At 45.1% G+C, this 26,605-nt stretch carries 24 protein-coding genes and 1 riboswitch; of the genes, 15 read left to right on the forward strand and 9 right to left on the reverse strand.

The annotated features are described in order from the left end of the window. The first annotated feature begins 143 nt into the window (after positions 1 to 143). Positions 144 to 626, forward strand: coding sequence for a GAF domain-containing protein (locus AC58QG_RS18900; protein ID WP_497363677.1), 483 nt, complete (start codon positions 144 to 146; stop codon positions 624 to 626). 48 nt (positions 627 to 674) lie between these two features. Here the strand turns inward: AC58QG_RS18900 and AC58QG_RS18905 are convergent, their stop codons facing one another. Both AC58QG_RS18905 and AC58QG_RS18910 read right to left on the reverse strand, forming a co-directional pair. Further along, complete coding sequence (locus AC58QG_RS18905; RefSeq protein ID WP_497363678.1) at positions 675 to 1,316, reverse strand: hypothetical protein; 642 nt, start codon at positions 1,314 to 1,316, stop codon at positions 675 to 677. Positions 1,317 to 1,334: 18 nt separating this feature from the next. Further along, positions 1,335 to 1,541 (reverse strand): hypothetical protein, encoded by a 207-nt coding sequence (locus tag AC58QG_RS18910; protein WP_497363679.1) that lies wholly within the window; start codon positions 1,539 to 1,541, stop codon positions 1,335 to 1,337. Between the two features lie 68 nt (positions 1,542 to 1,609). Between AC58QG_RS18910 and AC58QG_RS18915 the strand changes: the two genes are divergently transcribed. The 4 genes from AC58QG_RS18915 (at position 1,610) to AC58QG_RS18930 (ending at position 5,041) form a co-directional block, all read left to right on the forward strand. Then, entirely contained in the window at positions 1,610 to 2,245 is a 636-nt protein-coding gene (locus AC58QG_RS18915) for a response regulator (protein WP_497363680.1), read from the forward strand. Beyond that, positions 2,238 to 3,350, forward strand: coding sequence for a PAS domain-containing sensor histidine kinase (locus AC58QG_RS18920; RefSeq protein ID WP_497363681.1), 1,113 nt, complete (start codon positions 2,238 to 2,240; stop codon positions 3,348 to 3,350). The genes AC58QG_RS18915 and AC58QG_RS18920 overlap by 8 nt, the downstream gene beginning before the upstream one ends. A gap of 158 nt (positions 3,351 to 3,508) precedes the next feature. After that, positions 3,509 to 3,706, forward strand: a complete 198-nt coding sequence (locus AC58QG_RS18925) for a hypothetical protein (protein WP_497363682.1) — start codon at positions 3,509 to 3,511, stop codon at positions 3,704 to 3,706. 63 nt (positions 3,707 to 3,769) lie between these two features. Further along, positions 3,770 to 5,041 carry a methyl-accepting chemotaxis protein gene (locus AC58QG_RS18930; RefSeq protein ID WP_497363683.1) on the forward strand — a complete coding sequence of 424 codons (1,272 nt, stop codon included), beginning with the start codon at positions 3,770 to 3,772 and terminating at the stop codon, positions 5,039 to 5,041. A 72-nt stretch (positions 5,042 to 5,113) separates the two neighbouring features. On the opposite strand, the gene AC58QG_RS18935 is transcribed toward AC58QG_RS18930, so the two are convergent. The 3 genes from AC58QG_RS18935 to AC58QG_RS18945 all read right to left on the reverse strand — a co-directional run bounded on the left by AC58QG_RS18935 (position 5,114) and on the right by AC58QG_RS18945 (position 7,373). Then, positions 5,114 to 6,199: a stalk domain-containing protein gene (locus AC58QG_RS18935; RefSeq protein ID WP_497363684.1), complete on the reverse strand. Its 1,086-nt coding sequence runs from the start codon at positions 6,197 to 6,199 to the stop codon at positions 5,114 to 5,116. Positions 6,200 to 6,429: 230 nt separating this feature from the next. After that, complete coding sequence (locus AC58QG_RS18940) at positions 6,430 to 6,870, reverse strand: SRPBCC family protein (protein WP_497363685.1); 441 nt, start codon at positions 6,868 to 6,870, stop codon at positions 6,430 to 6,432. Between the two features lie 5 nt (positions 6,871 to 6,875). Further along, positions 6,876 to 7,373 carry a MerR family transcriptional regulator gene (locus tag AC58QG_RS18945; protein ID WP_497363686.1) on the reverse strand — a complete coding sequence of 166 codons (498 nt, stop codon included), beginning with the start codon at positions 7,371 to 7,373 and terminating at the stop codon, positions 6,876 to 6,878. Positions 7,374 to 7,545: 172 nt separating this feature from the next. Between AC58QG_RS18945 and AC58QG_RS18950 the strand changes: the two genes are divergently transcribed. From AC58QG_RS18950 to AC58QG_RS18960, 3 genes are all read left to right on the forward strand, one after another. Next, positions 7,546 to 8,745: a macrolide family glycosyltransferase gene (locus AC58QG_RS18950; protein ID WP_497363687.1), complete on the forward strand. Its 1,200-nt coding sequence runs from the start codon at positions 7,546 to 7,548 to the stop codon at positions 8,743 to 8,745. 44 nt (positions 8,746 to 8,789) lie between these two features. Continuing rightward, positions 8,790 to 9,161, forward strand: a complete 372-nt coding sequence (locus AC58QG_RS18955; protein ID WP_497363688.1) for an iron chaperone — start codon at positions 8,790 to 8,792, stop codon at positions 9,159 to 9,161. A gap of 283 nt (positions 9,162 to 9,444) precedes the next feature. Further along, complete coding sequence (locus AC58QG_RS18960) at positions 9,445 to 11,883, forward strand: GH39 family glycosyl hydrolase (protein WP_497363689.1); 2,439 nt, start codon at positions 9,445 to 9,447, stop codon at positions 11,881 to 11,883. A gap of 78 nt (positions 11,884 to 11,961) precedes the next feature. Here AC58QG_RS18960 and AC58QG_RS18965 read toward each other — a convergent pair whose 3' ends face one another. Both AC58QG_RS18965 and AC58QG_RS18970 read right to left on the reverse strand, forming a co-directional pair. Beyond that, positions 11,962 to 13,509: a response regulator gene (locus AC58QG_RS18965; protein ID WP_497363690.1), complete on the reverse strand. Its 1,548-nt coding sequence runs from the start codon at positions 13,507 to 13,509 to the stop codon at positions 11,962 to 11,964. Continuing rightward, positions 13,490 to 15,304, reverse strand: coding sequence for a sensor histidine kinase (locus AC58QG_RS18970; RefSeq protein WP_497363691.1), 1,815 nt, complete (start codon positions 15,302 to 15,304; stop codon positions 13,490 to 13,492). Before AC58QG_RS18970 ends, AC58QG_RS18965 begins: the two co-directional genes overlap by 20 nt. Positions 15,305 to 15,486: 182 nt before the next feature. Between AC58QG_RS18970 and AC58QG_RS18975 the strand changes: the two genes are divergently transcribed. From AC58QG_RS18975 to AC58QG_RS19000, 6 genes are all read left to right on the forward strand, one after another. Continuing rightward, positions 15,487 to 16,842 (forward strand): ABC transporter substrate-binding protein, encoded by a 1,356-nt coding sequence (locus AC58QG_RS18975; RefSeq protein ID WP_497363692.1) that lies wholly within the window; start codon positions 15,487 to 15,489, stop codon positions 16,840 to 16,842. 75 nt (positions 16,843 to 16,917) lie between these two features. Continuing rightward, the gene (locus tag AC58QG_RS18980; RefSeq protein WP_497363693.1) at positions 16,918 to 17,793 is read left to right on the forward strand and encodes a carbohydrate ABC transporter permease; all 876 of its coding nucleotides are present in this window, start codon (positions 16,918 to 16,920) and stop codon (positions 17,791 to 17,793) included. Positions 17,794 to 17,797: 4 nt separating this feature from the next. Beyond that, on the forward strand, positions 17,798 to 18,619 hold the full coding sequence (locus AC58QG_RS18985) for a carbohydrate ABC transporter permease (protein WP_497363694.1): 822 nt from the start codon (positions 17,798 to 17,800) through the stop codon (positions 18,617 to 18,619). Positions 18,620 to 18,632: 13 nt separating this feature from the next. Beyond that, a complete protein-coding gene (locus tag AC58QG_RS18990) occupies positions 18,633 to 21,389 on the forward strand; it encodes an alpha-L-rhamnosidase (RefSeq protein WP_497363695.1) in 2,757 nt (918 codons plus the stop codon). A 311-nt stretch (positions 21,390 to 21,700) separates the two neighbouring features. After that, complete coding sequence (locus AC58QG_RS18995) at positions 21,701 to 22,183, forward strand: MarR family winged helix-turn-helix transcriptional regulator (RefSeq protein WP_497363696.1); 483 nt, start codon at positions 21,701 to 21,703, stop codon at positions 22,181 to 22,183. 56 nt (positions 22,184 to 22,239) lie between these two features. Next, complete coding sequence (locus tag AC58QG_RS19000) at positions 22,240 to 22,608, forward strand: VOC family protein (protein ID WP_497363697.1); 369 nt, start codon at positions 22,240 to 22,242, stop codon at positions 22,606 to 22,608. Positions 22,609 to 22,666: 58 nt separating this feature from the next. Here the strand turns inward: AC58QG_RS19000 and AC58QG_RS19005 are convergent, their stop codons facing one another. Next, the gene (locus AC58QG_RS19005; RefSeq protein ID WP_497363698.1) at positions 22,667 to 24,727 is read right to left on the reverse strand and encodes a beta-galactosidase; all 2,061 of its coding nucleotides are present in this window, start codon (positions 24,725 to 24,727) and stop codon (positions 22,667 to 22,669) included. Between the two features lie 142 nt (positions 24,728 to 24,869). On the opposite strand from AC58QG_RS19005, the gene AC58QG_RS19010 reads away from it, so the two are divergent. Further along, positions 24,870 to 25,700 carry an AraC family transcriptional regulator gene (locus AC58QG_RS19010; RefSeq protein WP_497363699.1) on the forward strand — a complete coding sequence of 277 codons (831 nt, stop codon included), beginning with the start codon at positions 24,870 to 24,872 and terminating at the stop codon, positions 25,698 to 25,700. Positions 25,701 to 25,742: 42 nt separating this feature from the next. Here the strand turns inward: AC58QG_RS19010 and AC58QG_RS19015 are convergent, their stop codons facing one another. Next, entirely contained in the window at positions 25,743 to 26,072 is a 330-nt protein-coding gene (locus tag AC58QG_RS19015) for an antibiotic biosynthesis monooxygenase family protein (protein ID WP_497363700.1), read from the reverse strand. A 285-nt stretch (positions 26,073 to 26,357) separates the two neighbouring features. Further along, positions 26,358 to 26,522, forward strand: a riboswitch (cyclic di-AMP (ydaO/yuaA leader). The last annotated feature ends 83 nt before the right edge of the window (positions 26,523 to 26,605 follow it).

Genomic DNA, 26,605 nt, shown 5'->3' on the forward strand with positions numbered 1-26,605 from the left:
ATCAGGGTTTTCCCTGACTTACAAGACGAATAGAAACATTTACAATGATAAGCAAGGAAACATCTACAATGATAAGTAATTAAAAGTCTAAAATGATAAATAAGGCGATTCTGCACTGCTGCGTCGAAACGGAGGTGGCCCAAATGGCGATAGACGATGTAACCATGTTAGCAAAGCTAGAAGGACTACGAAGCTTGACGTCATGCGACTTCATGGCATTCGCACCTCTTCAAGAGCATGCTAGTCGCAATCGTTGGACATATGTAATCGGCAACAGTAATGATCGGTATCAACAAATGGTAATCAAAAAAGGTCAGGGGTTAGCTGGATCTGCTCTGCGTTTAGGCAGATGGGTTAAGCTTGATGATACCCATCCTAATCGTCATCAAGAAAGACTCCATTGTCCGCTCATGCTTGCAGAGCAATTGCAGACGGCCGCTGTATTTCCACTCGTGAAAATCAATAGCTCGGAGATCAAGGGGCTGCTATTCATCGGCAAACGAGAACAAACCAGATTTGAACACGATGAATTGCTGGCGGTTCAATATAACATCGATACGTTGGCGGCTTATCTTTTTGGGGTGGAGGGCGCTGAGGCGCATGAGTTAGTCGATAAAATCGACTAACTGCCGGTGCGAGGGCGCTGAGGGGCATGAGATAGTCGATGAAATCGACTAACTGCCGGTGCGGGGGTGCTGAGGGGCATGAGATAGTCGATGAAATCGACTAACTGCCGGTGCGGGGTCGCTGAGGCGCCCCTGTAAGTCGAAAAATCGACTTACAGCCGCCCGAAGCGGCCGTCGCGCCCGTGTAAGTCGATAAAATCGACTTACTGCCGCCCGAAGCGGCCGTCGCACCCGTGTAAGTCGATAAAATCGACTTACTGCCGCCCGAAGCGGCCGTTGCACCCGCGTAAGTCGAAAAAATCGACTTACAGCCGCCGGAAGCGGCCGTCGCACCCGTGTAAGTCGATAAAATCGACTTACAGCCGCCCGAAGCGGCCGTCGCGCCCCTGTAAGTCGAAAAAATCGACTTACAGTCGTCGGAAGCGGCCGTCGTGCTCGTGTAAGTCGAAAAAATCGACTTACAGCCGCCGGAAGCGGCCGTCGCACCCGTGTAAGTCGAAAAAATCGACTTACAGCCGCCCGAAGCGGCCGTCGCACCCGTGTAAGTCGAAAAAATCGACTTACAGCCGCCCGAAGCGGCCGTCGCACCCCTGTAAGTCGAAAAAATCGACTTACAGCCGTCGGAAGCGGCCATCGCACCCGTGTAAGTCGAAAAAATCGACTTACTGCCGCCCGAAGCGGCCATCGCACCCGTGTAAGTCGAAAAAATCAACTTACTGCCGCCCGAAGCGGCCGTCGCACCCGTGTAAGTCGATAAAATCGACTTACAGCCGCCCGAAGCGGCCGTCGTGCTCGTGTAAGTCGAAAAAATCGACTTACAGCCGCCCGAAGCGGCCGTCGTACCCGCGTAAGTCGAAAAAATCGACTTACAGCCGCCCGAAGCGGCCGTCGCGCTCTTACGGCGCTATGCCGCACTTACTCGAACTCATTTATTTTGTTATGATGGGATTAAAAGGGGGTAGAGTACGCTGAAAATTCTTGTAGTGGATGATCACGCCGTAGTTAGATCTGGCTTAATGATGCTGCTTCATGGCAAGCATAATATGGAAGTCATCGGGGAAGCTGCTGACGGTGAAGAGGGGATTGGGGCGGCTCAACTGCTGAAGCCGGATGTGGTCTTGATGGACCTGAATATGCCAGCTGGCATGGATGGGCTAACTGCGACGGCGGAGCTAAGGCGATTAATGCCCGACTTAGCAATTCTAATATTAACGATGCATGACGATGATGAATACTTATTTAGAGCCATTCACGTTGGCGCTTCCGGGTACATTTTGAAAAGTGCACCGCATGAGGAGTTATTGACAGCGATCCGCTCCGTTGCAGCAGGAGATGCCTATCTATATCCAACGGCGACGAAACGGCTCATGAATGAATATATAGAACGGTTGAAGCAAGGTGAAAATGTCGATACTTTCGGATCACTTTCGGAACGTGAGCGGGAAGTTCTGGCTTTAATCGCCAAAGGATTCTCCAATAAAGAAATCGCGGAACAATTGATCATCAGCGTCAAAACCGTGGAATCACATAAAAGCAACGTCATGGAGAAGCTAGGCCTGAAGACAAGACCGGAGTTAGTAAAATATGCGGCGAAGAAAGGACTGTTGAACTTTGAGTAAGGATTTGAACCGTGAATACCCGGAAGTCATCGGCGAAAATGTAACGGACTTGCTAAATCGTCTTGATGAACATATCACGGACTCGTTGTTTCAACAGGATTTGAGACAGTCGCTTAAACAATTGTCCAATGTTAAATTTGCCCTCGATGAATCCTCGATTGTCGCGGTTACAGATCATAAAGGGAAAATTCAATATGTGAATGATAAATTTTGCGAAATTTCCAAGTATGCTCGAAGTGAGCTTCTCGGTTTAGACCATCGGATTATTAATTCCGGTCATCATGGAAAAGACTTCATGGCCGACTTGTGGCGAACGATTTCCTCAGGGCAAGTATGGCGTGGCGAAATTAAAAATAAAGCCAAAGACGGCAGCTATTATTGGGTAGATACAACTATCGTGCCATTTGTCGATAACCAGGGTCAAACCCATCAATATCTGGCTATTCGAAATGAGGTTACGCAACTAAAACGGGTAGAAGAAGAGCTCCAACTGATGATGTCGCAGGTGATGCAAATTCAAGAGGAAGAACGAAGAAAGTTTTCCCGCGAGCTGCATGATGGGATTGGTCAAAGCTTATTCTCCTTGTTGATCCAGATGGATCGCCTGATCGGAGAAGGGGAGACGGATCAGACGGAACTGACGCGGCTTCGGCACAATGTGACCGGGATCATCGAAGAGGTGCGTAGTCTGGCTTGGCAAATCCGTCCTTCCGTTTTGGATGACCTAGGCGTCATACCTGCTATTCGTACGTATATTGAGAATTTCACAGAACACCATGGCATACGGGTAGATCTAAATAGCCATTTGCGTAGACGGCTTGGAGCCATTGAGGAAACCACCATATATCGCGTGATACAAGAGGCACTTACGAATATTGCCAAATATGCGGGAGTATCAGAGGCAAGTGTTGTCGTTAAAGAGGTGGATGGGTTTGTCGAGGTCCGAATTGCGGACAGAGGAAAAGGCTTTGCTAGAAATAGCAGTGCTAAAGGAGTAGGGCTTTTTAGCATGGAAGAGCGAGCAAAGAGTATTGGTGGCACAGTCACGATTGACTCTGTAGTGGGAGAAGGGACTACAGTGAAGCTGATGGTTACAGTAAAATAATTGTCCATATGGGCTCAGTGATACAGAAGGATGTGTCTCCTTGTTTGGTAAAGGAGGCAGGTCCTTTTTTAATTCTATTGCAGGCCTGTGATTTATGTCACAGAGAACATTTGGAAAAGGGAGTACATTTTAAATATAGGATGAGGAGTTGAAAATAAATGATCACTTGCGAACAATGTGGTAAGACGAACGGGTCAAGAAAGATAGGCAACAGTTGGGTCTGTGGGGATTGCAAAATAGGTGATGTCAAAACGGTCCTGATGAACAAAGCGGGCAAAGTTACAATGGTTAGAGAGAAGATCGTGGGCTATGAATTCGATGACGAATTATTGTCCAGAGATGATAAAGTTGAATAACAGATTCATCAGAAATGAGACGCTTGCACGTATTACATTCTGTCGAAACGAAGGTGCTCATTCATGAATTTGAGTTTAGTCAAAAAAATTGTAGTCGGTATTGTTATTGTATCTATCGTCACGTATGGCTGCAGCGCATTATTTATTTTCTATTTAAAAGACATCATTGCTCCAAGAATGGCAGATTGGCTGTATCTTTCTATTATTATGTTGCTGGGTATTTTTTGGACAGGTTTATTGGGATGGTTTGGCGCCACCTGGTTTACAAAACCACTGCTCAGATTGACTGACGCAGCAAACGAAGCCGCTACCGGTAACTTACAAGTGGAAATTCCAATGTACCATTCGAATGACGAAATTCGCTTGCTTAGTGTATCTTTTGAGAAAATGATTGGAAGTTTGCGGCAAATCATTACGGATATATCTGCTAGTGTTTCGTTCACGGACAGCCATGCAGGCATATTAAGGAGTGGTATGGACCAGGCAGCCCAACAGATCGAACTCACAGCCGGCGCTGTTGAATTGATATCGAACGGTGCATCGGAGCAAGCAGCTTCTACGCAAGGAACATTAACGGCGGTCGTACAGATTAAACAAGCAGCGGATGAAATCGGAGCAAAAGCAGGAGAGTCGCAGACCATTTCTCAAGAAACGTTGAGAACCATCAAGGAGAGCGAGGTTATTGTGCGTTCACTCGTACAAGGTCTACTGAACCTGGCTAATTCCAATATGGAATCCATTGGCGTCGTCAGGCAGTTACACGATAATGCGAAGGAAATTGGACATATAACGCGGGTTGTCGGAGATATTGCAGAGCAAACACATTTGCTTGCCTTAAATGCTTCCATTGAAGCAGCGAGAGCAGGGGAGCATGGTGCAGGTTTCATGGTCGTAGCTGGGGAGATTCGAAAGTTGGCTGAACAAAGCGCCAGGGCCGTGAAGGATATCGACCAGTTGACCACACGGATTGAATTGGATGTAGCGGGAGTTGTAGAGAAAATAACCGATCAAGAACAACTCGCAAGCCGCGAAATTATCAAGGGCGAGGAAGGAAAGAAGGCGCTAAATCAAATCAACAGAGCCGTTCTGGAAACAGCACAAACGGTAGAAAATATTGTAGGTTGTGTGACGGATCAGATCCAGAAGATTGAAAGTGCCTTAATCCAAACGAACGAAGTAGCGGAGATTGCAACTCAGATTTCAAAGGAGACGAAACTAGTTTCTTCATCCGTACAAGAACAAATGGCTGTTATGGAAGAACTATCTTCATCCTCGGAAATGTTGCGATGTCAGGCTGATCTACTGAAATCAAAAATTAATGTATTCCAAATATAATGGAATCGTTCACTACATAAAACAGCCATGAAATTCAATGGAAGTTGAATTTCATGGCTGTTTGGAAGTCGCTTATCTTCTAGCGTTGAAGCCGATAAATGCTTTTGTGTTGAAATCGAACACGGCAGTCAACGGTCCAAGAAGCTCATCTTGGTCTGTGTTGTAAGTAACTGTCAGGAAATTGCCGTTCGCAGCTTGAATGTCTGCGAGCAATTTCTTCTGCTCGTCTGTGGAAGCCAATACGCCAACCTCTTTAGAGGAAACGATTTGAACCACTGCTTCGTCTTGCTTCGTTGTAATATGGGAGGCTTGCTCTTTCACTTGTGCCCATGCCAAGTTACGGTATTCTTGCGCTGTCTCTGGCGGCATTTTCGGTGTAGTGGTTACAGTCGATGGAGCCTGAACAACGAGAAGGAACACAGGGCTTTGCGGAGGCAGGCTTTTCGTTTCAATTGGGCCGTAGTAGGCTGTTACTTTCGCGCCAGTTTTCAGGTCTTCCCATTTCACGGATTCACCTTGCGATGTCATGACACGAGTTTCTTTACCGCCATTAAGTACCAGATTGTCTAACTGAACTTGCCAGCCATCATCCGTATGTTTCACTTCTTTAATGGTATCTTCTTTAACTAAGCGGTCTGCGTGAACGTTAATGTTTACAGCTTGTGCTTGGCCTGGATAGCTCATCGCCATAGCAGGTCCGAATCCAGCGTCGATTTCAGTGCCGGCTTTCAGATCAGCTGCAGTTAGTGTTTTACCGTCAAGGCTCTTGATGACAGTCGATTTGTCTACGTTTAAAATGACCCATGTGCTGCCGAGCAGCTCGATGCGGGTATTCCCGTCATCCTTTGTCTGTACGCTTACGATTACACCAGTTGCACGCATGAGGTCAGCAACTTCTGCTTCGTCCAGTTCGATCTCTTTGTTTGCTTCATCGTAATTTACCGTATAGCCAAGCTGAGTCGCAGCGTCGCGTACAGGAAGGTACGCTTTGCCATCGATGTAGACGGGCGTAAGCTTGCTGTCTTGTCCGTTAACAACAATCTTTACATCTTTTTGTAAGTATCCTGTCACCTTTTCTACCAAATCCTCAGCTCCGACTGCGGCTGTTGTGCCGAGTATCCCCGCCAAAGTTAAAATTACAGTTAGTTTTTTCTTCATATCATAAAACTCCTTCCGATGTTTGAATATAGCGTCAATCATGTTGACAAACCCTCAGACGGAGGTTGGTTCGAATAGGTTGCAGTTGTCCCAAAATTAGTTGTAAGTTTTACGAACGGGTCCGATTTCGACAAACTCGCTCTTATTGAGGTAATCGATATCATTCGGTCCATGCATGATAAAATCCCATGTCCCGCCTGGCCGTAAATCTCCTCATAGGATGATTACGTTCAACTATTTTCCAACTGCTTGCCCAGGTTGTCCAGCATCTCCTTGGTGCCGTGTTCGCGCTGAGCCGGTGTATCGTGACCATCCAGGAAGACGCCTTGTTCAGTGAAGATCAGCTTCGTACCAGCACCTTCTGGCTTGAACTCGACGGTAGTCACGGAAATCGACATCCGCTTCTCATCCATATCCAATGTGTAGCTGTAAACAATGCGCTCGTTCGGGACAATGTCATGATACCGAGCATCGTAGGTAAATACCGGTCCGCCAGGAGGCCCTCCCTGACTTTTTTCCTCACCGCCAACACGGAAGTCGAATTCATCCGGTTTTGAAAACCATTGCTCTTTCAGCTGGGGATCCGCCCATGTGGCAAAAACCCGCGCAGGCGAGGCTTTATACACCCGTTCGATGACGAAGGTGTTATGTACGGCAAATCGTTCGTTCATAATTGTCAGCTCCCTTGATTTGAATCATCGGAATGTCCGTCTACGAGGTCGCCCAGCAGATCCAGCCGGCGTTCCCACGTCATTCGACGTTCGATGATATATTTTTCATGACTCTTCTTCATCATGTCCAGCAATGTTGTAAAATCATCAACCGTGACCGGTTGTTTCAATTGCATCAGATTGGATACGTACTCCAATTCGACCAAAAGATTCTGTTGCATCTGAATGTTTTCTTTCAGACGGGCGATTTGCAGCGATACGATCTCCAGCGGACTGAAGTGTTCGCCGGTTAGTACGGATTTCACTTCATCCAGCGATAAGCCGAGCTCTTTTAACGATAAAATTTGCTGCAGCCGCGACAGATCCGCTTCACTGTACAGCCTGTGTCCCGAATCGGAATGCGCCGAAGGCGAGAACAAGCCGATTTGATCGTAAAACCGCAATGTTCGTATCGTGAGTCCCGTGAGTTTAGCAAGCTCTCCCACTTTCCAAAGCTGTTTCATGATCATCTCCTTTTTGCTGCGCTAGCTGTTTACCGGTAACTATACTATAAAACATGACGTTACGTCAGGTTCAAGTGGTTAGGAGATTTTTTTGATATTTATATGTAAAATGGTAGAGAGTGCCCTTTACGTTTTACAATGTAGAGAACAGTTTACCTAAGGAGTGGTACAAATGGCGCGTGCATTAGTTATCAATGGTGGATCAGAAGGGCATATCAACCCAACGATAGGCGTTGTGCAAGAGCTTATTTCTCGTGGAGAAGAGGTCGTGTACTTTACGATAGAAGCTTATAGAGAGCGTATTGAAAAGACGGGAGCTATTGTACGAACATTTGACGATCAAAAGTTTATAAAAGCCTTCATCTCAGGTGGAAGAACGTATGTACTTGAAAGGATAAACGGGCTTTTACTTACGGCTGATATCGTCATACCAAGCGTTCTGGAGCAGATAAAAGATGAGCATTTTGATTATATGATCCATGACTCCATGTTTGGTTGTGGACGTTTACTTGCTCAAATCCTTAAGCTTCCTGCCATCAACTCTTGCACTTCGTTTGCGCAGACCCAAGTCTCATTTGATCACATGTTGGCATCATTTTTCACAACAGTTCCTGCAGAAATAGTTAAGCCTATTAACGATCATTTTCAGAGCCTGACGATGCAGCTGAAGGACAAATATGATGTGGAGATCCATTCGCCTTACGAAGTGTTCTGCAATCCTGCACCTCTTACAATCGTGTATACAACAAGAGAGTTTCAACCTGATGGAGATGCATTCGATCAAACGTATCAATTTGTAGGTCCATCCATCTCTTCACGATTTTCACAAGCAAACTTTGACTTTCCTGCAATCGAAGGGAAGAACCCAATTTATATCTCACTGGGTACAGTCTTTAACCAAGCCATAGATTTCTATAAACTGTGTTTGGAGGCATTAGGCAACACGGATCATACGATTGTGATGTCGATTGGAAATAGAACGCAAATTGCTGATTTAGGTGAAATTCCTAGCAACTTCATCGTTAGAAATTATGTTCCACAAACGGATGTCCTGACATGCAGCAAATTATTTATTACACATGGCGGCATGAATAGTACCCAGGAAGGCCTCTATTACGGGGTTCCCCTTATTGTCATCCCACAAAGCGCGGATCAGCCGATCATTGCTGGGCAAGTCGCAAATATCGGAGCAGGCATCACGTTGCAAATGCAAGGCTTGACTGCAAAAGAACTGCGTGAAGCTGTAGATCATGTGTTAAACCACTCATCTTTCAAGGAAGCTGCTACAAACAGCAGGGAGTCCCTTCGGAAATCAGGCGGGTATCAGCTAGCTGTTGATGAGATTTTTAAATTGATTAAAAACAATTTCTAAGGTTAATAGTAAAGCTATCTAAATAAATGATAGGAGGAAGCTGCATGGACGTTTTTGCAGAATTTATAGGGCGTATAGATAACCCGCAGCATCGGGACCGGACGGAAGAGGTTTTGACTTGGGTTTCTAAAAAATTCCCGAATCTAATGCCCAAAATTGCCTGGAATCAGCCGATGTTTACCGATCACGATACGTTTATTATTGGCTTTAGCGTAGCCAAACCTCATTTGGCAGTTGCCCCTGAAAAGGCAGGGATTCTTCGTTTCTCTGATGATATTATGCAGGCTGGCTATGATCACACCAAGGAATTGGTACGTATCAAATGGAATAGTCCGGTTGATTTCTCGTTACTTGAGAAAATGATTGCGTTCAATATAGTGGATAAGGCAGATTGTTCGACGTTTTGGCGGAAATAGTAGGAGCTATGATTTTTTCCAGGTGGTATAGTGAAAGTAAAAAGGCGACTCCTTCCAATGAAAGATGGAAAGAGTGGTCTTTTTAGTTTGTAGAACAATAATCCACTTCCTATTTAAACAAAACTCTATTTACTGCAAAAATGATATCGCTTACATTTACAAGGCAAGGAATGCTTCATCACGTAAGATAGGGGGTGAAATGATGAAGGTACTTGCAAGTAAGGACCATTAAATCAAATGGTGCAATCCGGACTTTATGAAAATAAAAGGAGAGTTGTTCAATATGAGATGTAAAATGTCATTGCTTTCACTCATTTGTGTGCTGGTATTCTTGTCTTCTACCTACGTTTTTCCTCGCTCGGCACACGCGGCTGCTATTAACATTACAGCAGACTATAACTCCAACACAGGTACTTACGATAAGTCTAAATTATTGAATGCCTCCCAAGGTGGCTACGCAGCTACGAAAAACACGAATTTCTTACCAGAACAATATGACAATTATGCGGAGGCTGGTCTGCAGTTAATTCGATTAGATCATTTGTTTGACCCTGGGTATTACAATATCGTTCAAGGCACAAGCCCGAATTTTACCTACAACTTTGATCAATTAGACAAAGTCGTGTTACCGCTGTTGGCAAAAGGCATGAAGCCATTTATGACGCTCAGTTATACGCCTAGCCAATTAGGCGCTTGGAATGCGATGCCCAGCAGCATGACGGATTGGCAGAACATTGTTAAAGCGTTAGTGCAGCATTACAAAACGCTTGGGTACACAGGTTGGTATTGGGAAGTGTGGAATGAGCCGATAAATTTCTTTACGGGCACACCAGCAGAATTCAATACGTTATACGCCAATACGGCGACGGCCGTGAAAGCCATCGACTCTACGGCACTTGTAGGAGGAAATGGTGAAGCAAGTCATGTATCTGTTTTTTTCACTTCTTTATTGGACTATGTGCAAAGTCATCCAACTGTGCCTTTTGACTTCGTATCCTATCATGCTTATGCAGAAACAGATACGGATTGGAACAGTGTGGATACCGTTCAAACGATGTTGAATAACCGTGGATTGGGCAGTAAACCGATCTTAGCGAATGAATGGAATTATACCTATAACATGGCGAACGGACCAGGTGCGGCAGTGGACACCAATTTTCTGGGCGCCTATGCGGCCAAAAAAATGTACTTAGCTTCAATGAAAACGAATTTGAACAAGATATTTTATTTTTCCCCGACGGAAGGCTGGAATGTTACACAAAGGTTTAATGGTGATTTAGGGCTCTTGACGGTGGATAATCATCGTAAAGCTGTCTTCAATGTGACCAAAATGTATAAAAATATGTATTCGACGAAATTGACGACTTCGGTAACCGGCAATGCGGATAACAATACGTATGGCTTTGCGACCAAAGATACAACGAGTACGAGTACCTCTTTGATCGCATGGAACAATTCCAACATGACCAATACGGTTACAATTACGGAGAATAATTTGCCGTATGCGGCTGCAGGAAAGAACATCTCGGTCACTGGCTATCTAGTAGACGCGGTTCACGGAAATTATTATCAGGATTATACGCAAGGTTTGAGAGGCTATAGCATTGGGCCCAGCGAAAGCATGGATCCGATCGAAAGCGCCATTATTGCGCCTAGCAGTACGTTCACTCGAACGATTACATTGGCTCCATACAGTGTAGTCCAGTATCTGCTTGCACCGACCGCAAGTGCAGTGAATGCCGGGCCAATTATAACCAATACAACGATTCCACATCCTAATTTAGCAGCGGGCAAGCCAGTGTCTTCAAGCTCTAGCGCGGAAGATTTCGGCTGGTTCAAAGCAGCTTTAACCGATGAAGTGACACATAGTCTGCAGAGTAATGCTGGTAATGCATCGATGGGGTGGACCAATTGGCCGGCGTCCAGCGTCGCAACGCAAACGCAGTCGGTTACCGTTGATTTGGGGGTTCCAACGGACATCAATCGGGTTGTTGCCTACGGAAGGGATGACCAAGGCTACGAAGGCGTAAATTTCCCCGTTGATTTCTCGATAAAAGGTTCCAACGATGGGATCAACTTCACGCAGATTTCAGGTACGGCGCGAACGAACTACAATGGCGGAGCTCCAGTTGTTGGTCCGCAAACATTTGATTTCGCCATGGTCAACTATCGCTATCTCAGGTTTGAGGGAACAAAATTAAACGGAACACCAGGAAATTATCTTATGCAGTTGGCTGAGTTGCAAGCCTATAATACAAGTGCTAAGGTCAATTTGGCTCTCAATTCTTCTATCAATGCATCAAGTTCAGTAGAGAATTTTGGCTGGTTAAAAGGGAAAGTAGTAGACGGACAACGGAATTCGGTTAGCGGTGCAAATGGGTATTCCAGCCAACTAGGCATCATGACCAACCATACCGAGTGGATTGAAATCAATATGCCCTCCGTCAAGACGTTCTCGAGTGTCGTACTCTACCCTAGAAATGATGTCGGTTATATAGGGGAAGGCTTCCCCATTGACTTCAAGATTCAGGTATGGAATGGGTCCACGTGGTTGGACAGAGTCGTTAAAACGGGTTATGCGAAGCCAGGAAACGCGGGACAAACATTTTCATGGGGCTTTGCAGACAACACAGATAGGATTCGCATCTATGCAACAAATCTCAGACAAGTCGGTGCAGATGGCTATTTGCTGCAGTTGGCTGAGGTTGAGGTCAACAATTAGGGTGTAAGAAAAGAGGGTTACCCGAAAGCCATGTATGTGGCGGGGGACCCTCTTTTTGCTGCTGTGAAGCAGATGATCTTAATGATGTTGATTTCGAAACTCAGTAGGCGTTTGACCAGTTACCGATTTGAAAATACGGCTGAAATAGTGATGGTCCATATACCCAACCTGTTCAGCGATATCTTTTAGCTTCATTGTATCAAAATGCTTGATCAACTCTTTGGCTTTCTCTAGTCGTTTGTTCGTCAGATACTCAATGAACGTTGTCTGACCGTGTTGACGAAACAAGGACCAAATGGATGTTCTAGATAATTCGAATTTATCAATAACATCGTTCATGGTGAGCGGTTCTGATAAGCTCGTCGTGAGATAGGACGTAACTCTAAGATATAAGGAATAGGACTCATCTTCTAGCTTAGCAACCACGTTGGTATCATGGAACAGAGGGGATACCATTTGACAAAAGGCATCGCAAACCTCTTCAAAGCTATTTGCGAATACGATGATTTCCTCGATATGCTTGTTTAAACGATTCAAGGTAAACGTAGTCCATTCAGGTTCGTGTTTGGCTGCAGAGCGCAGAATGTGCTTTAAGCCTTGCTCGATGACATGGTTGTTGCACTGCGCATGGTGCCATTCCCTGAATAGCTTATCCACTTCTTTGCGAAAGGCTGGCTCATCTTGGCTTGTGATGAATGCAGATAATTTATTAACTAGATAGTCAAACTTATCCTCCTTTTGATTCAAGGAATGAAGGAGGGTTGCAGGAAGTAAAGGCGTATTGAGTTGATGACCTATGACCTTCGTTAAGTCCAACTGCTGATATAAACTTTCAATGGTTTTGGCCATGAGTTCAATCTTAACTGGCTCAGGTGTGTAGACGAAGGAGATGAGCTCAGGTTTCTTTATGAATTTCGGTAGGATATCATTCGGATCCAACTGGGTTGATTCAGACTGCTCCTTGGTAAAGCCGATAAAGACAAGGTAATCCCACTTATTGGTAGAGATACTAATCCATACGGCATCATGGGGCCAATCTTGCTGCTGTTCAGTAACTCTGGTTACCTGAGAATTAATGGTTTCTTGCGTCCGAATCAAGCCGATCATAAATTGCTCGTATTTCTTAGGGGCAGCATCTCGCCAGCTAGCTAGATCTTCCGGTTTGGTTAACTCTGCCAACTGTTGCAGCCAAAGGGAGATATCCTCTCTGATACGCAATTCGTGCCCCGCATACAAATTTGTAAGTAAGAGGTTCATTGCTTTTTCATCAATAGGTTTCAGCAAGTAATCCATCACTTGAGCGCGGATGGCTTCACGTGCATAGTCAAATGAGGGATAGCCGCTAACAATAATAACAGGGAGATCAGGCCAGTTGCTTTGTATCGTCTGGGCTAACTCTAGACCGTCAATGGAAGCCATACGAATGTCCGTAAAAACCACATCAGGACGAGCAGATTGGATGATTTGCAAAGCTTGCTCCCCGCTGTAAGCTTCATGGAAGGCCTCGATAGATAACCCATTATTCACTCTAAATTTGTTGATAATCCGCTTCAATTCTTCAATAAAAAAAGGCTCATCGTCGACGATCAAAATTTGCATGGATGTCTCACCTTTCCTTGTAATCAAGTTTCCCAGAAATGAGGATATAAGCACCGCATTCTTTACCGTTGCCAATAACAAATGAAAGATCTTCTTTATAGAGCAGCTTAAGTCGGATATAAGTACTAAGTAATCCCATTCCTCCAATGGTTAGAGGATCAAGGGCTTGATGTGTGCGTATCTTGTCATTATTTTCGCTCATTTGTTGATGGATCTCAGCTAACTTATCTGCTTGGAATCCCGGTCCATTATCTTTGATTAACAATTCCCAATGATCTTCGTAGATATTGATATGGATATGTATAATCAGGGTTGGATTTCCAATAAAACCGTACTGGATACAGTTTTCAACAAGTGGCTGTATGGTTAGTTTAGGAATTTGAATCCGGTGAACAAGCTCAGGAGCATCGATGGTATAGGAAAGACGGTGCATATATCTAACTTTGAGTAGTTGGAGATAGTCTTCAACGAATTGAATCTCTTCTCCCATGTGGGCAACTGTTTTTTTGGTCGTAATGGGGTACTGTAGGAACTGGGCTAACTTACCCGAAATGTCAGAGATCTGCTCATTCCGTTCCCTGTCGGCCAGGGCTTTAATCACACCAAGCATATTAAACAGAAAATGAGGATTTATTTGTGCTTGCAGCACTTCGAACTGTGAACGAAGCTGCATCGTCCGAAATTGGACCGTTTCTTCCAAGGATAGCTGCAGCCTTTCACTCATTCTTCGGAAAGAGCGATTCAGCATTTCGATGGCATCTTCATTAAATTTATTATCAATATCAGGACTGCGATCATCCAGTGAGATGGAATCAATGGCTTTTCGAAGCTTGAATAAAGGGGATGTTAATGTTCGAGATAAAATGTAAAAGACGGCAGTTGACATCAGTATTAAGAGTCCTACAGCTAGCAGTGCGACATTCCGAAATAGCTGAAGAGGCGCTAAAAGCTCGTTCTTTGGGATAACATACATGACGGTAAATGGCGTATGATTAGAACGGATAGCGACAATATAGGAGCTTTCTCCACGGCTATTTGTTAGATACGAGCTAAAGTGAGTAGCGCTGCTCATCAAAGAACGAACGGTTTGAACCGTATCTGGGATGAAGGCTTGATCACTAGGGAATGGATAAAGAATGGTATCTTCAGAGAAGACAACGAAATTTACGTTTGAGAGCGGATTCTTTCCTTGATAAGGCGTTTGCATTAATTTGTCTGCGTTGAATTGAACGTCTAGAAACCCAATTTCACGATCTGCTACCCGTAATTGTCGTGAAAAAGAAAGGATAGGTTGATTGCCTTCTACACGGGGTGAAATCCATGGATCATGCTCATAGAAGCGAACGACAGGAGCTCCCTTTGCCTCGCGGACTGGATTCAGATTTATCTCATTTAACAATTGTAATGGTGAATTTGAATAGTCTTTATTGGAATAGAGATCCCCGTTGGCAGTAACAATGCTCATTCGTTTTAGTTCTTTATGAATTTCAGTAAGCAAAGAGAGATTGTTATAGATGGTTTTACTTACACTAAGTTTATCAATATCAATGCCTGATGAGGAGAGTGTATCCAAACGTCGGACGACGGCATTATCTGTATTATCTAAATAAAGCTGTGTGGAGATGTTTGCGAATTCTTGAAACCACTGATCGACTTGGGCAGAGGAAGTTTCTACTTTTTGTTCCACATTGCCAGAAATGTTCGATTCAATATTTCCTTTTAAATACAAATACATAGGAACCCCGATTACGGTAGCGAAAAATAACATAGCGATCAAATACGTGATAAACAGCCTGAACTGGAAGGTTTTATAAGCGAACATAAGTGGACTCCTTCCTAATAGTAAGACAAGCTTACTTGAAATAAAGATTGGAATCAATACAGTTATTACGGGGAAATGGAGATTGAATAAAAGTCCACTTCCCCATGAACATATCTCCATTTATCGACAATTTGAATTCCTATACACTAAGGATGTAAGCATTTACAAGAGGAGGAATACAGATGAGGGGTTCATTTACAACAAAGTCTACAGGAACAATGACAGCAGTTTTGGCATCTACAATAATTCTGACAACAGCATGTGGCAGTGGGGGAAGTTCAACGCCTTCACCGTCGCCAGCAGCAACGGTTGAAGCCAGCGCTAAAGCTGCAGCAACGGCTGCACCAGCCAAAAATGTGTCACTTAAAGTATTGATGCATGCCTCATGGGATCAAGCGGGGATGCAGGCTGTGGTTAAGGATGCTGCGACGAAAGGCTTCGATTTACAACTTGAAAAGATTGCTGACGGGGACCAAGGGGATAACTTAGTGAAAACCCGTTTTGCAACTCAGGATAAACCAGACATTCTGTTGTACTACTCCGATCAAGCCCATATTACCCAACTTGGTAATCCAGCTGAGAATTTTGTACAGCAGGATGGTCAGGAATGGATGAAAAACTTTGACGCTAAAGCATGGACAGGTGCCATGGATGTAGATGGAAAATTCTACGCGGGTCCTTATCAAGGCGCTAATGCGGGAGTCGTTCTTTATAATAAAAAATTGTTCCAAAGCTTAAATCTACAAGTACCTACGACATATGATGATTTCTTGAAAGCAAGTGATGTAATTCAAAAAGCAGGAAAAACACCGATGTATTTCTCAGGGAAAGACGCATGGACGTTGCAGTTAGCACCATTTGAGGCGGCAGCCACGCCGGATTATGTCAGTCTCGTCAAAGGGATCAATGACAATACCATGAAATTTGGACAGATGGATAACTTCAAAAAAGGTTTGAACGTAATGCTAGACCTTAAGAACAAAGGCTATATCAATAAAAGCTTCCTTTCAGATACCTATGACAATGCGCAAAAAGCACTTGCAACAGGAGAAGCAGGGATGTACTACATGGCCACTTGGGTGATGACAGACATGACGAAGAAATTCCCTGATCAGTTGAATGATATCGGCGCTTTCATGATGCCTGTGGATGATGGCAAACCGCGTTTGCCTTTGTTTAGCCCGAATGCCATATATGTGGTAAAAGGCAAGAATCAAGAAGCCGCACAGAAGTTCATGAACTATTTTGAATCCGTAGATACCCAGAATATTTTCTTCGCAAATGAAGGTGGTATTCCTGCAATTAAAGGTGTATCAAAAACGAAGTTAACACCTCCAGAGCTAGATGCGAAGAAGTTTGTGGATGAAGGTAAAGGTGTCGTTAACTTTGGATCCGGATTTAAATATGGCTATGGAACGCCTGAGGTGTACATTCAAGATTTCATGGCTGGCGGCAAAAGTGCAGATCAAGTCATGGATGCGATGCAGAAGGAATTTGAGAAGAATGCAAAGTCCAAAGACGATCCGAAATTCAAGTAACATGGCGCTTAAAAAGGAAGGGAGCCGCTGGGTGCAGCTCTCTTTCTTCATATAGAGAGAGGTGAGAGGTGTCTAATGCAATCGCTAAATAAAAGAAATTACTCCTATAGCATGCTTCTTCCCGGCCTTTTGGTGTTTGTCGTATTCTTCGTTCTTCCTTCGGTCGTTAGCTTTTATTACGCTTTCACGAACTGGAGTGGGATTGGTAAATTCCATTGGATTGGATGGGACAATTTCAGAAATTTACTAGATAACGATGATACGACGATTTCATTTCGCAATACATTCTTGTTTACGACACTCACGACGGTTGTCAAAATCACCCTTGGCTTGTCGCTGGCTTTATTTGTGAATCAGAAGCTAAAGACAGCGGTTTATCTTCGTTCCATGCTTTTCTTCCCTGCCATATTAAGCAGTGTTGCTGTTGCTCTAGCGTTTACGGCGATTTATCATCCCGAGCAAGGGATACTGAATCAAACGTTAAGACTACTTCATTTGGAAAGTTGGGCAAAAGATTGGATTACTGACCGTCAGATTGTCATGTATTCGGTGTCGTTCGTAGAAATTTGGAAGTGGACTGGATTTCACATGGTTTTATTTTTAGCAGGATTACAAAGTATTTCACGCGACATGTATGAATCTTCAACCATTGACGGCGCTAATAAATGGAAACAGTTTCGATATATAACACTTCCCCTGCTGCGCTCCGTTATCAAAGCCAATATTATGTTCAGTATCATTGGTGGTTTGAAGGTATTTGATATCGTGTATGGACTAACGGGTGGAGGGCCTGGCAACGCATCCAATGTCCTTAACATCGTTATTTTCAAAAGCTTTGCTCAGGGGCGTTTCGGAGAAGCAACGGCTGCCAACGTGATCCTCTTCCTTATGATTCTTGGCATTGTACTTATACTAAACAAATTACTAGGAAACAGAGAAGAAGAGGTGTGAAAAGATGCCCAAGCCTGTTAAACGTTATTCTCTTGAGTTGATCGCCGTCCTGCTCAGCCTGTTTGTAGCCATTCCTTCCATTCTCATCTTAATGAATTCCTTTAAGAACCAACAAGAAGCAGCCGATTTGAGCCTTGCTTTCCCTAAGGTTTGGCAGATATGGGACAACTATTCCACGGTATTTCGTGAGGCGCACATTGGAAAAGCATTCGGCAATACGATTTTGGTCACAGGTGTCAGTGTGATCGGGGTCATCCTGTTATGTTCGCTCTCTGCTTATATTATTCAACGCCGAAATGATGCTTTCTGTCGGTTTTTACGTTCTCTTCTATTGACGGGCATGGTACTCCCCATTTCCATTATTACGACATATATGTTCCTAAAGGAACTACATTTGACGGGAAATTACGTGGGGATCATCTTCTTATATATCGCTACCAATTTCGCATTTACCACTTATTTATATATTGGATTTTTTACAGGTGTCCCCCGCGAAATTGATGAAGCGGCAAGTATGGATGGAGCAGAGGGCTTCCAATTGTTCTTGAAGGTCATTTTTCCACTGCTTAAACCGATAAATGCCACGGCTTTTATTTTGACCTTTATGACCATATGGAATGATTTTAATTTGTCTCTTTATTTCTTAAATAGTCCAAGTCGATTTACGCTGAGTTTGACCGTCTTTTTCTTTTTTGGTCAGCATGCGTCGGATTGGAACTTGGTTTTTGCGGACATTATGATGATTTCATTGCCTGTTGTGCTGGCCTATGTCTTGATGCAGAAGCATATTGTTGCAGGGATGACAGCAGGAGCAATCAAAGGATAGGAGTGTTGGCTACATGCTGGAAATTGCTAGTCTTCTGGTAGAGGATAGAGTGGACCCGATAGGTATTGATGTTGCCGAGCCAAGGTTTAGTTGGCGTTTCATGCCGACTGACCAGCGAGGTGTTAGGCAGATAGCGTATCAGATCAGAGTGGCTTTGAGCGAGCAGAAACTTATTCAGAATGAAGATTATATATGGGATAGCGGTAAAGTGAGCTCTGGGCAAAATGCTTTGATCGCATACGCGGGTCCGGAACTACGGTCTGGGAACCGTTATTACTGGCAGGTTAACGTTTGGGATTCTGAGGACATTGTTAGCAAAAGTGATGTGGCTAGTTGGGAAATGGGAATGCTAGCGCAGAGTGATTGGCAAGCGAAGTGGATTGGCGTAGGTTCCGAAAATCGTCTTCGTGAGGCATGGATGCCCGCGCAGGGATATGTACGATCGGTTCCGCTGCCTTTATTGCGCAAGGAGTTTACCGTAGATCGCCCAGTTGCACGAGCAAGAGCCTATATCTGCGGATTGGGACAATTCGAGCTAAGGATGAATGGGGATAAAGTAGGCGACTATGTCATGGAGCCTGGATGGACCAACACGAAGAAGACGTGCCAATATGTGGTTCACGATATTACGGAGAATCTTAGGCAAGGAGAGAATGCCGTAGGCGTGATGCTAGGCAATGGTTTCTACAACGTTCAAGGTGAGCCAGGACGTTATATGAAAGACGGCGTGCAGCGAGATGCTGGGCCGAAGGAAGTTGAGCAAGGTGATCCGAAGCTGATCATGCAGATGTCCATTCAATATGAGGACGGGGAAACCGCGTGGATCGTGACCAATGAGGATTGGTCCATTGCACCAGGACCGATTGTGTATTCCTGCTTGTATGGCGGGGAGGATTACGATGCCAGACGTGAGCAGTTCGGATGGGACATGCCAGCCTTTGTCTTGGACGATTCATGGTCAAAAGCCTCGCTGGTAGAAGCTCCACAGGGGAGCTTAACCGCAGAGCTGAATCCGCCCTTGAAGGTAAAGGGCGTGTTTACGTCTGTACAATGGAGCCAGCCTGCTTATGGTGTTTATGTCGCTGACTTAGGTCAGAATTTCTCCGGATGGTTTCGTCTCACCTTATCAGATGGGCAAGCTGGCAGTAGAATTAGGGTTAGACCTGCTGAATTGGTGGATGAGTATGGCCTCGTGAAGCAGGAGCTGCAGCAGATTGAGGATGAAAGCAATTATTATTTATATACGAAAAAAGGAAATGCAAGTGAAAGCTGGCATCCTCAATTTACCTATACAGGATACCGTTATATCCAAATCGAAGGCGCTGTACCTAGGGAGTTTGTCTCCAAGGAGGAGACGACTAGTCAGGAATTGCCGATTTTGGAGGCATTGGAAGGGCATTTTATTTATCCAGACATCCCTACGATTGGTTCTTTTGAGTGTTCCAATCCCATGTGGAATAAGATTCATGAGATTATAGGCTGGGCGATGCTTAGCAACATTAAGAGTGTTTTCACCGATTGTCCTCATCGCGAGAAATTAGGCTGGCTCGAAGAAGTACATTTAATGGGTCCATCCATCATGTACAATTATGAATTGCCCCATCTATTTCGTAAAACGGTCAGAGACATGGCGGATGCACAGCTCAGCAATGGTTTGATTCCAGATATTGCACCCGAATATGCGGTGTTTGTGGATGGCTTCCGCGATTCGCCAGAGTGGGGAAGCACAGTGATCTTAGTTCCGTGGTATATGTACCACTGGTATGGGGATAAACGTCTGCTGGAAGAGCATTATGAGACGATGGTTCACTATGTTAATTATTTAGCGAGTAAAGCAAATCATTATGTGCTGAGCCATGGATTGGGAGATTGGGCAGATGTGGGCCCTAATCCGCCTTTTGCGCAGAATACCCCAGTTCCCATTACGGCGACAACGTTTTATTATTACAACCTCTATGTGCTGAGCCAAATCTCAGACATACTGGGTAAATCGAGGGAAGCAGCTGATTTATTAGAACGTGCGGAGCTAGTAAAAATAGCATTCCATAATCAATTTTATGATGCAACGAGTGGTCAGTATGGTTCGGGAAGTCAAACTTCCAATGCAGCCCCACTGGCCATGGGACTTGTAGATGACGAGAAGAGAGGGATCGTTCTCGATCATATTTGTCAGGATATCGCTGCTCGGGGTTATCATACGACGAGCGGAGATGTGGGACACCGCTTCGTATTGATGGCTTTGGGCGATGGAGACAGGTCGGATATCATTTCACAAATGCTGAATCAAACGGACGATCCAAGCTATGGCTATCAGATCCTTCATGGAGCCACTGCGCTGACAGAGCATTGGGATGGCCCGACGATGGGAAAATCCCAAAACCATTTCATGCTAGGCCACGTTGAGGAGTGGTTCTATCGTCATCTCGCAGGCATTTCGAGGGAGTATGATGGAAGAACAGGTCATCAAGGGCAGCTTGTTATTAAGCCCTATTTGGCTGAAGGGATTGCGTGGGTAAAGGCCAATCATCAGATGCCGCAAGGGAATGTACAGGTGAACTGGCATCATACAGTGGGGAATTTGAAGCTCCATATTGAGATTCCAGCGAACCTAACGGCTCTGGTGTACCTCCCTAAATCTCAAGGTAAGCGAGTGATGGAGTCGGACATTTTGATACATGACGTCGATGGTGTGGCCATTGTTGGTGAAGAGCGTGATTGGACGGTCGTTCAAGTTCAATCTGGGAAGTATAGGCTTGAAGTGTATGCGTAAATGATCAAAGATGCTAAAGTACACTTATTTTCGGGGGAAATGGCTCAACATAGATGAATAAGTGCAAAAGTGCAACCTTTAGGACCGAAAAGGTACCAAAATAAGGCGTGCCGGCAGAAATAGTTGCACTTTTGCAAGCATTTTAGAGAGAGCGGATATTTTTAAAAAAAAGGATGCACTTTCGCATGTTTCACAGCTGTATTCATGACAAAAAAAAGAGTCTCCTGCCATTTATATGGCTTGTGGGGCACTTTTTTATTTGTTAATAGTTGCAATAGCATCCTATTTGGCATAAGCTAAAATTAGTTGCAATGACATCCTATTTAAAGGAGGGAAGTAAACTGAATCAACAATGGAGTCAAAATGACGAAGGTATGCCAACCGAATCACATGGCCAATACATTTCAGCCATATACCGCCATATGCAGATAGCGATCTCAGCCGAGTTGGCGCTATATCGAATTGGAAGCGGGCAATATATTTTTCTAATGGCGATCGCGTTTGGGCAGCCAATTACTCAAAAAGCACTGAGCGAAAAGCTGCTCATTGATAAGACGACAACCGCGAAAGCCATTTCCAAGCTAGAAGCGGAAGGTTATGTACGGAGGGAAGTCGATACTACCGACAACCGCTATCAGTTGTTATATTTGACGGAATCGGGGTATGAGGTGGTACCCAAGGTACAGGAAGCTCTGGCTCGCGTAAAAAATAAAACCAGAAAAGGCATTAGCGATGAAGAGTATGACAGGATGGTAAACCTCTTGAAAATCGTGCTTCACAATCTGACCGAGTAGAGCGAGCAGATGCAGGGTGGATCGGAAACGAGCAACTAAATGTGAGGAGGATGTACATGATGAAAGCTATCCCTTTTATCGTGGTGGAAAACTGCAAGGATGAAATCAAGTACTATCAGAGCATATTCGGTGGCGAGATCACGATTTTACGCAAGCAAGGAGAAGAGGTGCTTAACGCGGACCTACATGTAGAAGGGGCAATCCTTAAATTTGCGGATACACTAGCGGCAAAGCCAATAATGAAAGGCGATTACGTGAGAGTGTTCGTGAGTATCGAGAGAGAGGAAGCGTTCCGAACAATCTACGGAGAGCTTGCGGCCAGTGGGGCTATTAACGTGGAAATGTATGAAGCGCCGTTCAACGGACTGCTGGCCATCGTTACCGATCGAAACGGCGTTTGCTGGGTGTTGTCCTACTATCGATAGTGCTCAGAAATCACAGAAATAGAAAGGAACCGGTCAGCTGACCGATTCCTTTTCTATCTCATAATGAGAAAACCTTCACACCATAAGGAGCGATCTCCAGCTCCCCCACATCAACCCGTTCACCTTCCAACAGGTCTTCCAGCTCCTGAAAAAGATTGGCTTTCACCGGTTTGTCGGTATAGTTCAGGATAAAGGCAAAGCGACGATCCTGTTTCACGCGGATGGCAACCTCCACCTCAGGCGGCAGCTCCGCCCAACCTGTAGTCGCAGGCTTCAGCTCAAGGCGGCGGATCAAGGCATCCGCTATTTCGCGGCTGAACGCTGCGCCGAAATAATAGGCTTCACCGCTGCCATAAGGGTTGCGGGTAAGCGCCGGTTTGCCGGCATAATAGTCGCCGTCAAACAAGGCTACTGTCTGTACGTTGCCGTTCTCTGGCAGGAGAATGTCATTGAACAGACGCGCAGGCGTATTGGCTTCGTCTCCGCCATCGATCCAGCGGATGTTAGGTGTCGCTGCCTTGTTCAGGACGAGCGTAAAGTCTTCAACTGTGACCCCGCAAAGCTCCGCGACGAGACCAGGGAATGGCGTCATCCGGCAATGTCCGCGTTTATCTTTATAACCTGAGCGAGCTCCGAAAAGCAGTTTGCCTCCAGCCGCTACATACTGCTTAAGCAGCTCTGCCGTTTCCTCCGACATGATGGCAGGATGAGGGTAGATGAGCACTTGATAACGAGCTAGGTCATCTAGGGTAGTCTTATTCTGGACATACAAATAATCGTATGGAATATGGCTGAACTGTAGGGCTTTCCCCCAGCTGTATTCACTTTCTCTGGTTAGAGGACCATGATATTGGTCAAGTTCCCCATCCCACTCATTGTCATAATCATGCAAAATGGCCACTTCCGCTTTGAAGCGAGACCCAGCAATAAGCTCCCCGATTTTCCCCAATTCCCGGCTAATTGTTGCGGCTTCAGCGACCCTTCGGTTGGGACGGTTATGGTAATCGTTGATCCCATGCCAATAAATTTCGGTGCCGAATGTTGCCGTTCGCCATCTGAAAAACAGAACCATATCCGCCCCGTGAGCAACCGATTGATACGTCCATAATCGCATTTGGCCTGGTTTGGGTGCAGATTGTCCCATCGTGTTAACCCAACCGCCAGGGCCTGACTGCTGCTCCATAATGCAGAAAGTAGGGGAGATCGAACGTATCTTGGTGAGTTGGTTGGAATTGCTGCGGTCCATGAGTGGATTCTCGCGATCGGCATCGTTCCAAATGGTTGAGAAGTTCGGATACGAGTCGAAAGAAAAGAAGTCTAGCAGTTCATCCGTCATGGCATGGCTGTCCAGATGACCAAACATGCCGTTCGTTGTAATCCACTGCGTTGGTGCTAGCTGACGCAAGATGTCTGCCTGCACACGGGCGAAGGAGATCGTGTTATTCGAGATAAATCGCTTTTCATCCAGCGCTTGATGAGGGTTAACGGATTTGGAAGGGGCAGGACGAGGCAAATGAATTTGCTCCCAGTCCGAGTAGCTTTGATTCCAGAAGACAGTCCCCCATGCCTGATTCAATGCATCCAAGGTAACATATTTCTCCTGTACCCACTTCCGAAACGCTGCATGATCGGCCTCGGCATAAAAGACATTCACTTCGCAGTTAAGCTCGTTGTCGATCTGCCAGCCAACTACGCCCGGGTGGTTCGCATAATGAGTTGCCATAGCCTCGGTAATCTTCGCGCAGTACTCGCGGTAAACAGGGCTGCTGTAATTGTAGTGACGTCTCAGCCCATGCTGATACTGCACACCCTCATATGTAACGTTCAGAATTTCCGGGTAATTATAGGTCATCCAAGCGGGCGGTGTTGCCGTCGGAGTACCGAGAATGACCTTCAGTCCATGTTCGTGGGCAAGGTCAATCGCGCGATCGAACAGATCAAAAGCGAATACCCCTTCCTCGGGTTCAAAAAAATTCCATGCAAACTCACCCATTCGCACGATGGTAAAGCCTATTTCTCGCATTCTCCTATAATCGTCAGCCCACATCTGCTCCGGCCACTGCTCAGGGTAGTAGCACACACCTAGGTCAAATTTCTCTCCCGGAATGGTTTTTTCCATGATGAACAACATCCCCATTTCTATTGATATAGTAATTTTTTGTTGTTTAAAGTTCTTTATGTATTCATTATATTTCTTTATAATTGAATGTATATAACATCATTTTGCTCCGTGTATCAGATTTTTGCGTTTTGGAGGGCACATGAAAATTCATTATGTATTACCGGAGCCTATGTATAAACACTACACGGTGTATCCGGATATGATTGGTCAATATGCGGAATTCCCCGAACATCAGGAGTGGCGGTTTAAGGGGCAGCTGCAACAAGCAAACTTACATATTGTGTTAGGCGGTAAGGGATATGTCAAAGCGAACGGGAAGGAATTCTGTCTGGAAGCGGGACAGGGCTTCTATTACGGGGCGGGTCTTGAGCAGGAGTATCGAACAGATCCGAATGATCCTTGGCAAGTATTTTGGGTACACCTTGCAGGTGAGGGACTTGACAGGCTGTTGAACGATCAAGGAACTTCAGCTGTATGGTTGTTTACCTATAGTGATGTACCCAAGCTCAAACAACTGACCGGGGGCTTATTGGAGCTGGCATCACCTTATGATCGGAACGAGGTACAATTGGCGGTAAAGCTCTATGAACTGCTTGCTGAGCTTGCCTTAAGTGCAGAGACGCATGGAACGGCAACCATACTGGATAAGCGTGCACGGATGAGGGAGGTTGCGGAATATATTCGTACGCACTGCACGAGTCCGCTTACGCTCTTGCAGATGGCTGAACAGGCAGGCTTCAGTACCTATTATTTTAGTCGAATGTTTCACGAAGTGATGGGGCGTACTCCGATGGTGTGGCTGTTTGAATGTCGTCTTGTTGTAGCTAAGCAGCTGCTCATGTCTACCGGTTTGACTATTAAGCAAGTGGCAGAGCATATCGGCTTTTCCCAGAGCAGCTACTTTATTGCGCGCTTCCGGGAACATACGGGTCTAACTCCACAGGAGTATCGGCGGTTGTATAACACGTAAAAAAACCTTCAAGTAATTGAAGGTTTTTTACGCGCATCATGGCTACAGAGTGACTCTTTTGAAGTTTGGAAAAGGCTTAGCTGCTTCAGGCAACGACGAAAGGCTTACGAGTTCTGCAACTTTCATCATGTTTTCCCAAATCGGCCAAACATTCGGGGAGGTATGCGCTTTGTCCTTGGCCTCCTCGGATTGCCACTCGAATATTTCAATAAGGGTACCGTCTACAGATTGAAGCGTTACCGGCGGAAAATCCGTGATGAGTCCTTCTTCACGAAGCACAGGGATATGTCCTTTGACAATCTCGGCTAGTTCAGCCTCTTTACCTGGATGGGGGCGGTACATCGCCATGGTAAACATACTTGAATTAGACATTAGAATCCTCCGTCAAAATGAAATAGATGTCATTGATTGGAGTAAGTATATCAAATAGATTCCATTGTTTCCAATTGACGTGATCGTCCTAAGCAGGCGACTTCTCAATGCTTTATTCCCTAAGGAGCATTAATATGTAGCAAAGTATGGATAATCAACGCCATCTCCATATGAATGCGCTTTCATTGACTGCCAAAGTCAAATAAGCAAGAATTAAAGGCGAATCTACGTTTTACATTCTACAAAGAACGGCGTAAGATTCAATACGACAAGTTGATTTTTTACTAAATTAAACCACTTAATTCCCAGTAGGGAAACGGGGGAACCAATCGAAGCCGTACAAGCAACACATGGCTTCATGGGGTGAATCTTGATGCTCGCAAGCATTAGGTAGGACGCTCTCAAGTCCGAATCCGACAGCTAACCTCGTAGTGCATTGAGAGAGAACCGCACACTCGCCTTCTTATGTAAAGAAGCCCGAGAGTAGAGATTCTCTACGCTTAGGGCTTCTTTTTGTTTGCTTTAAACCCAAC

It is taken from the genome of Paenibacillus sp. J22P169 (genome assembly GCF_059691995.1).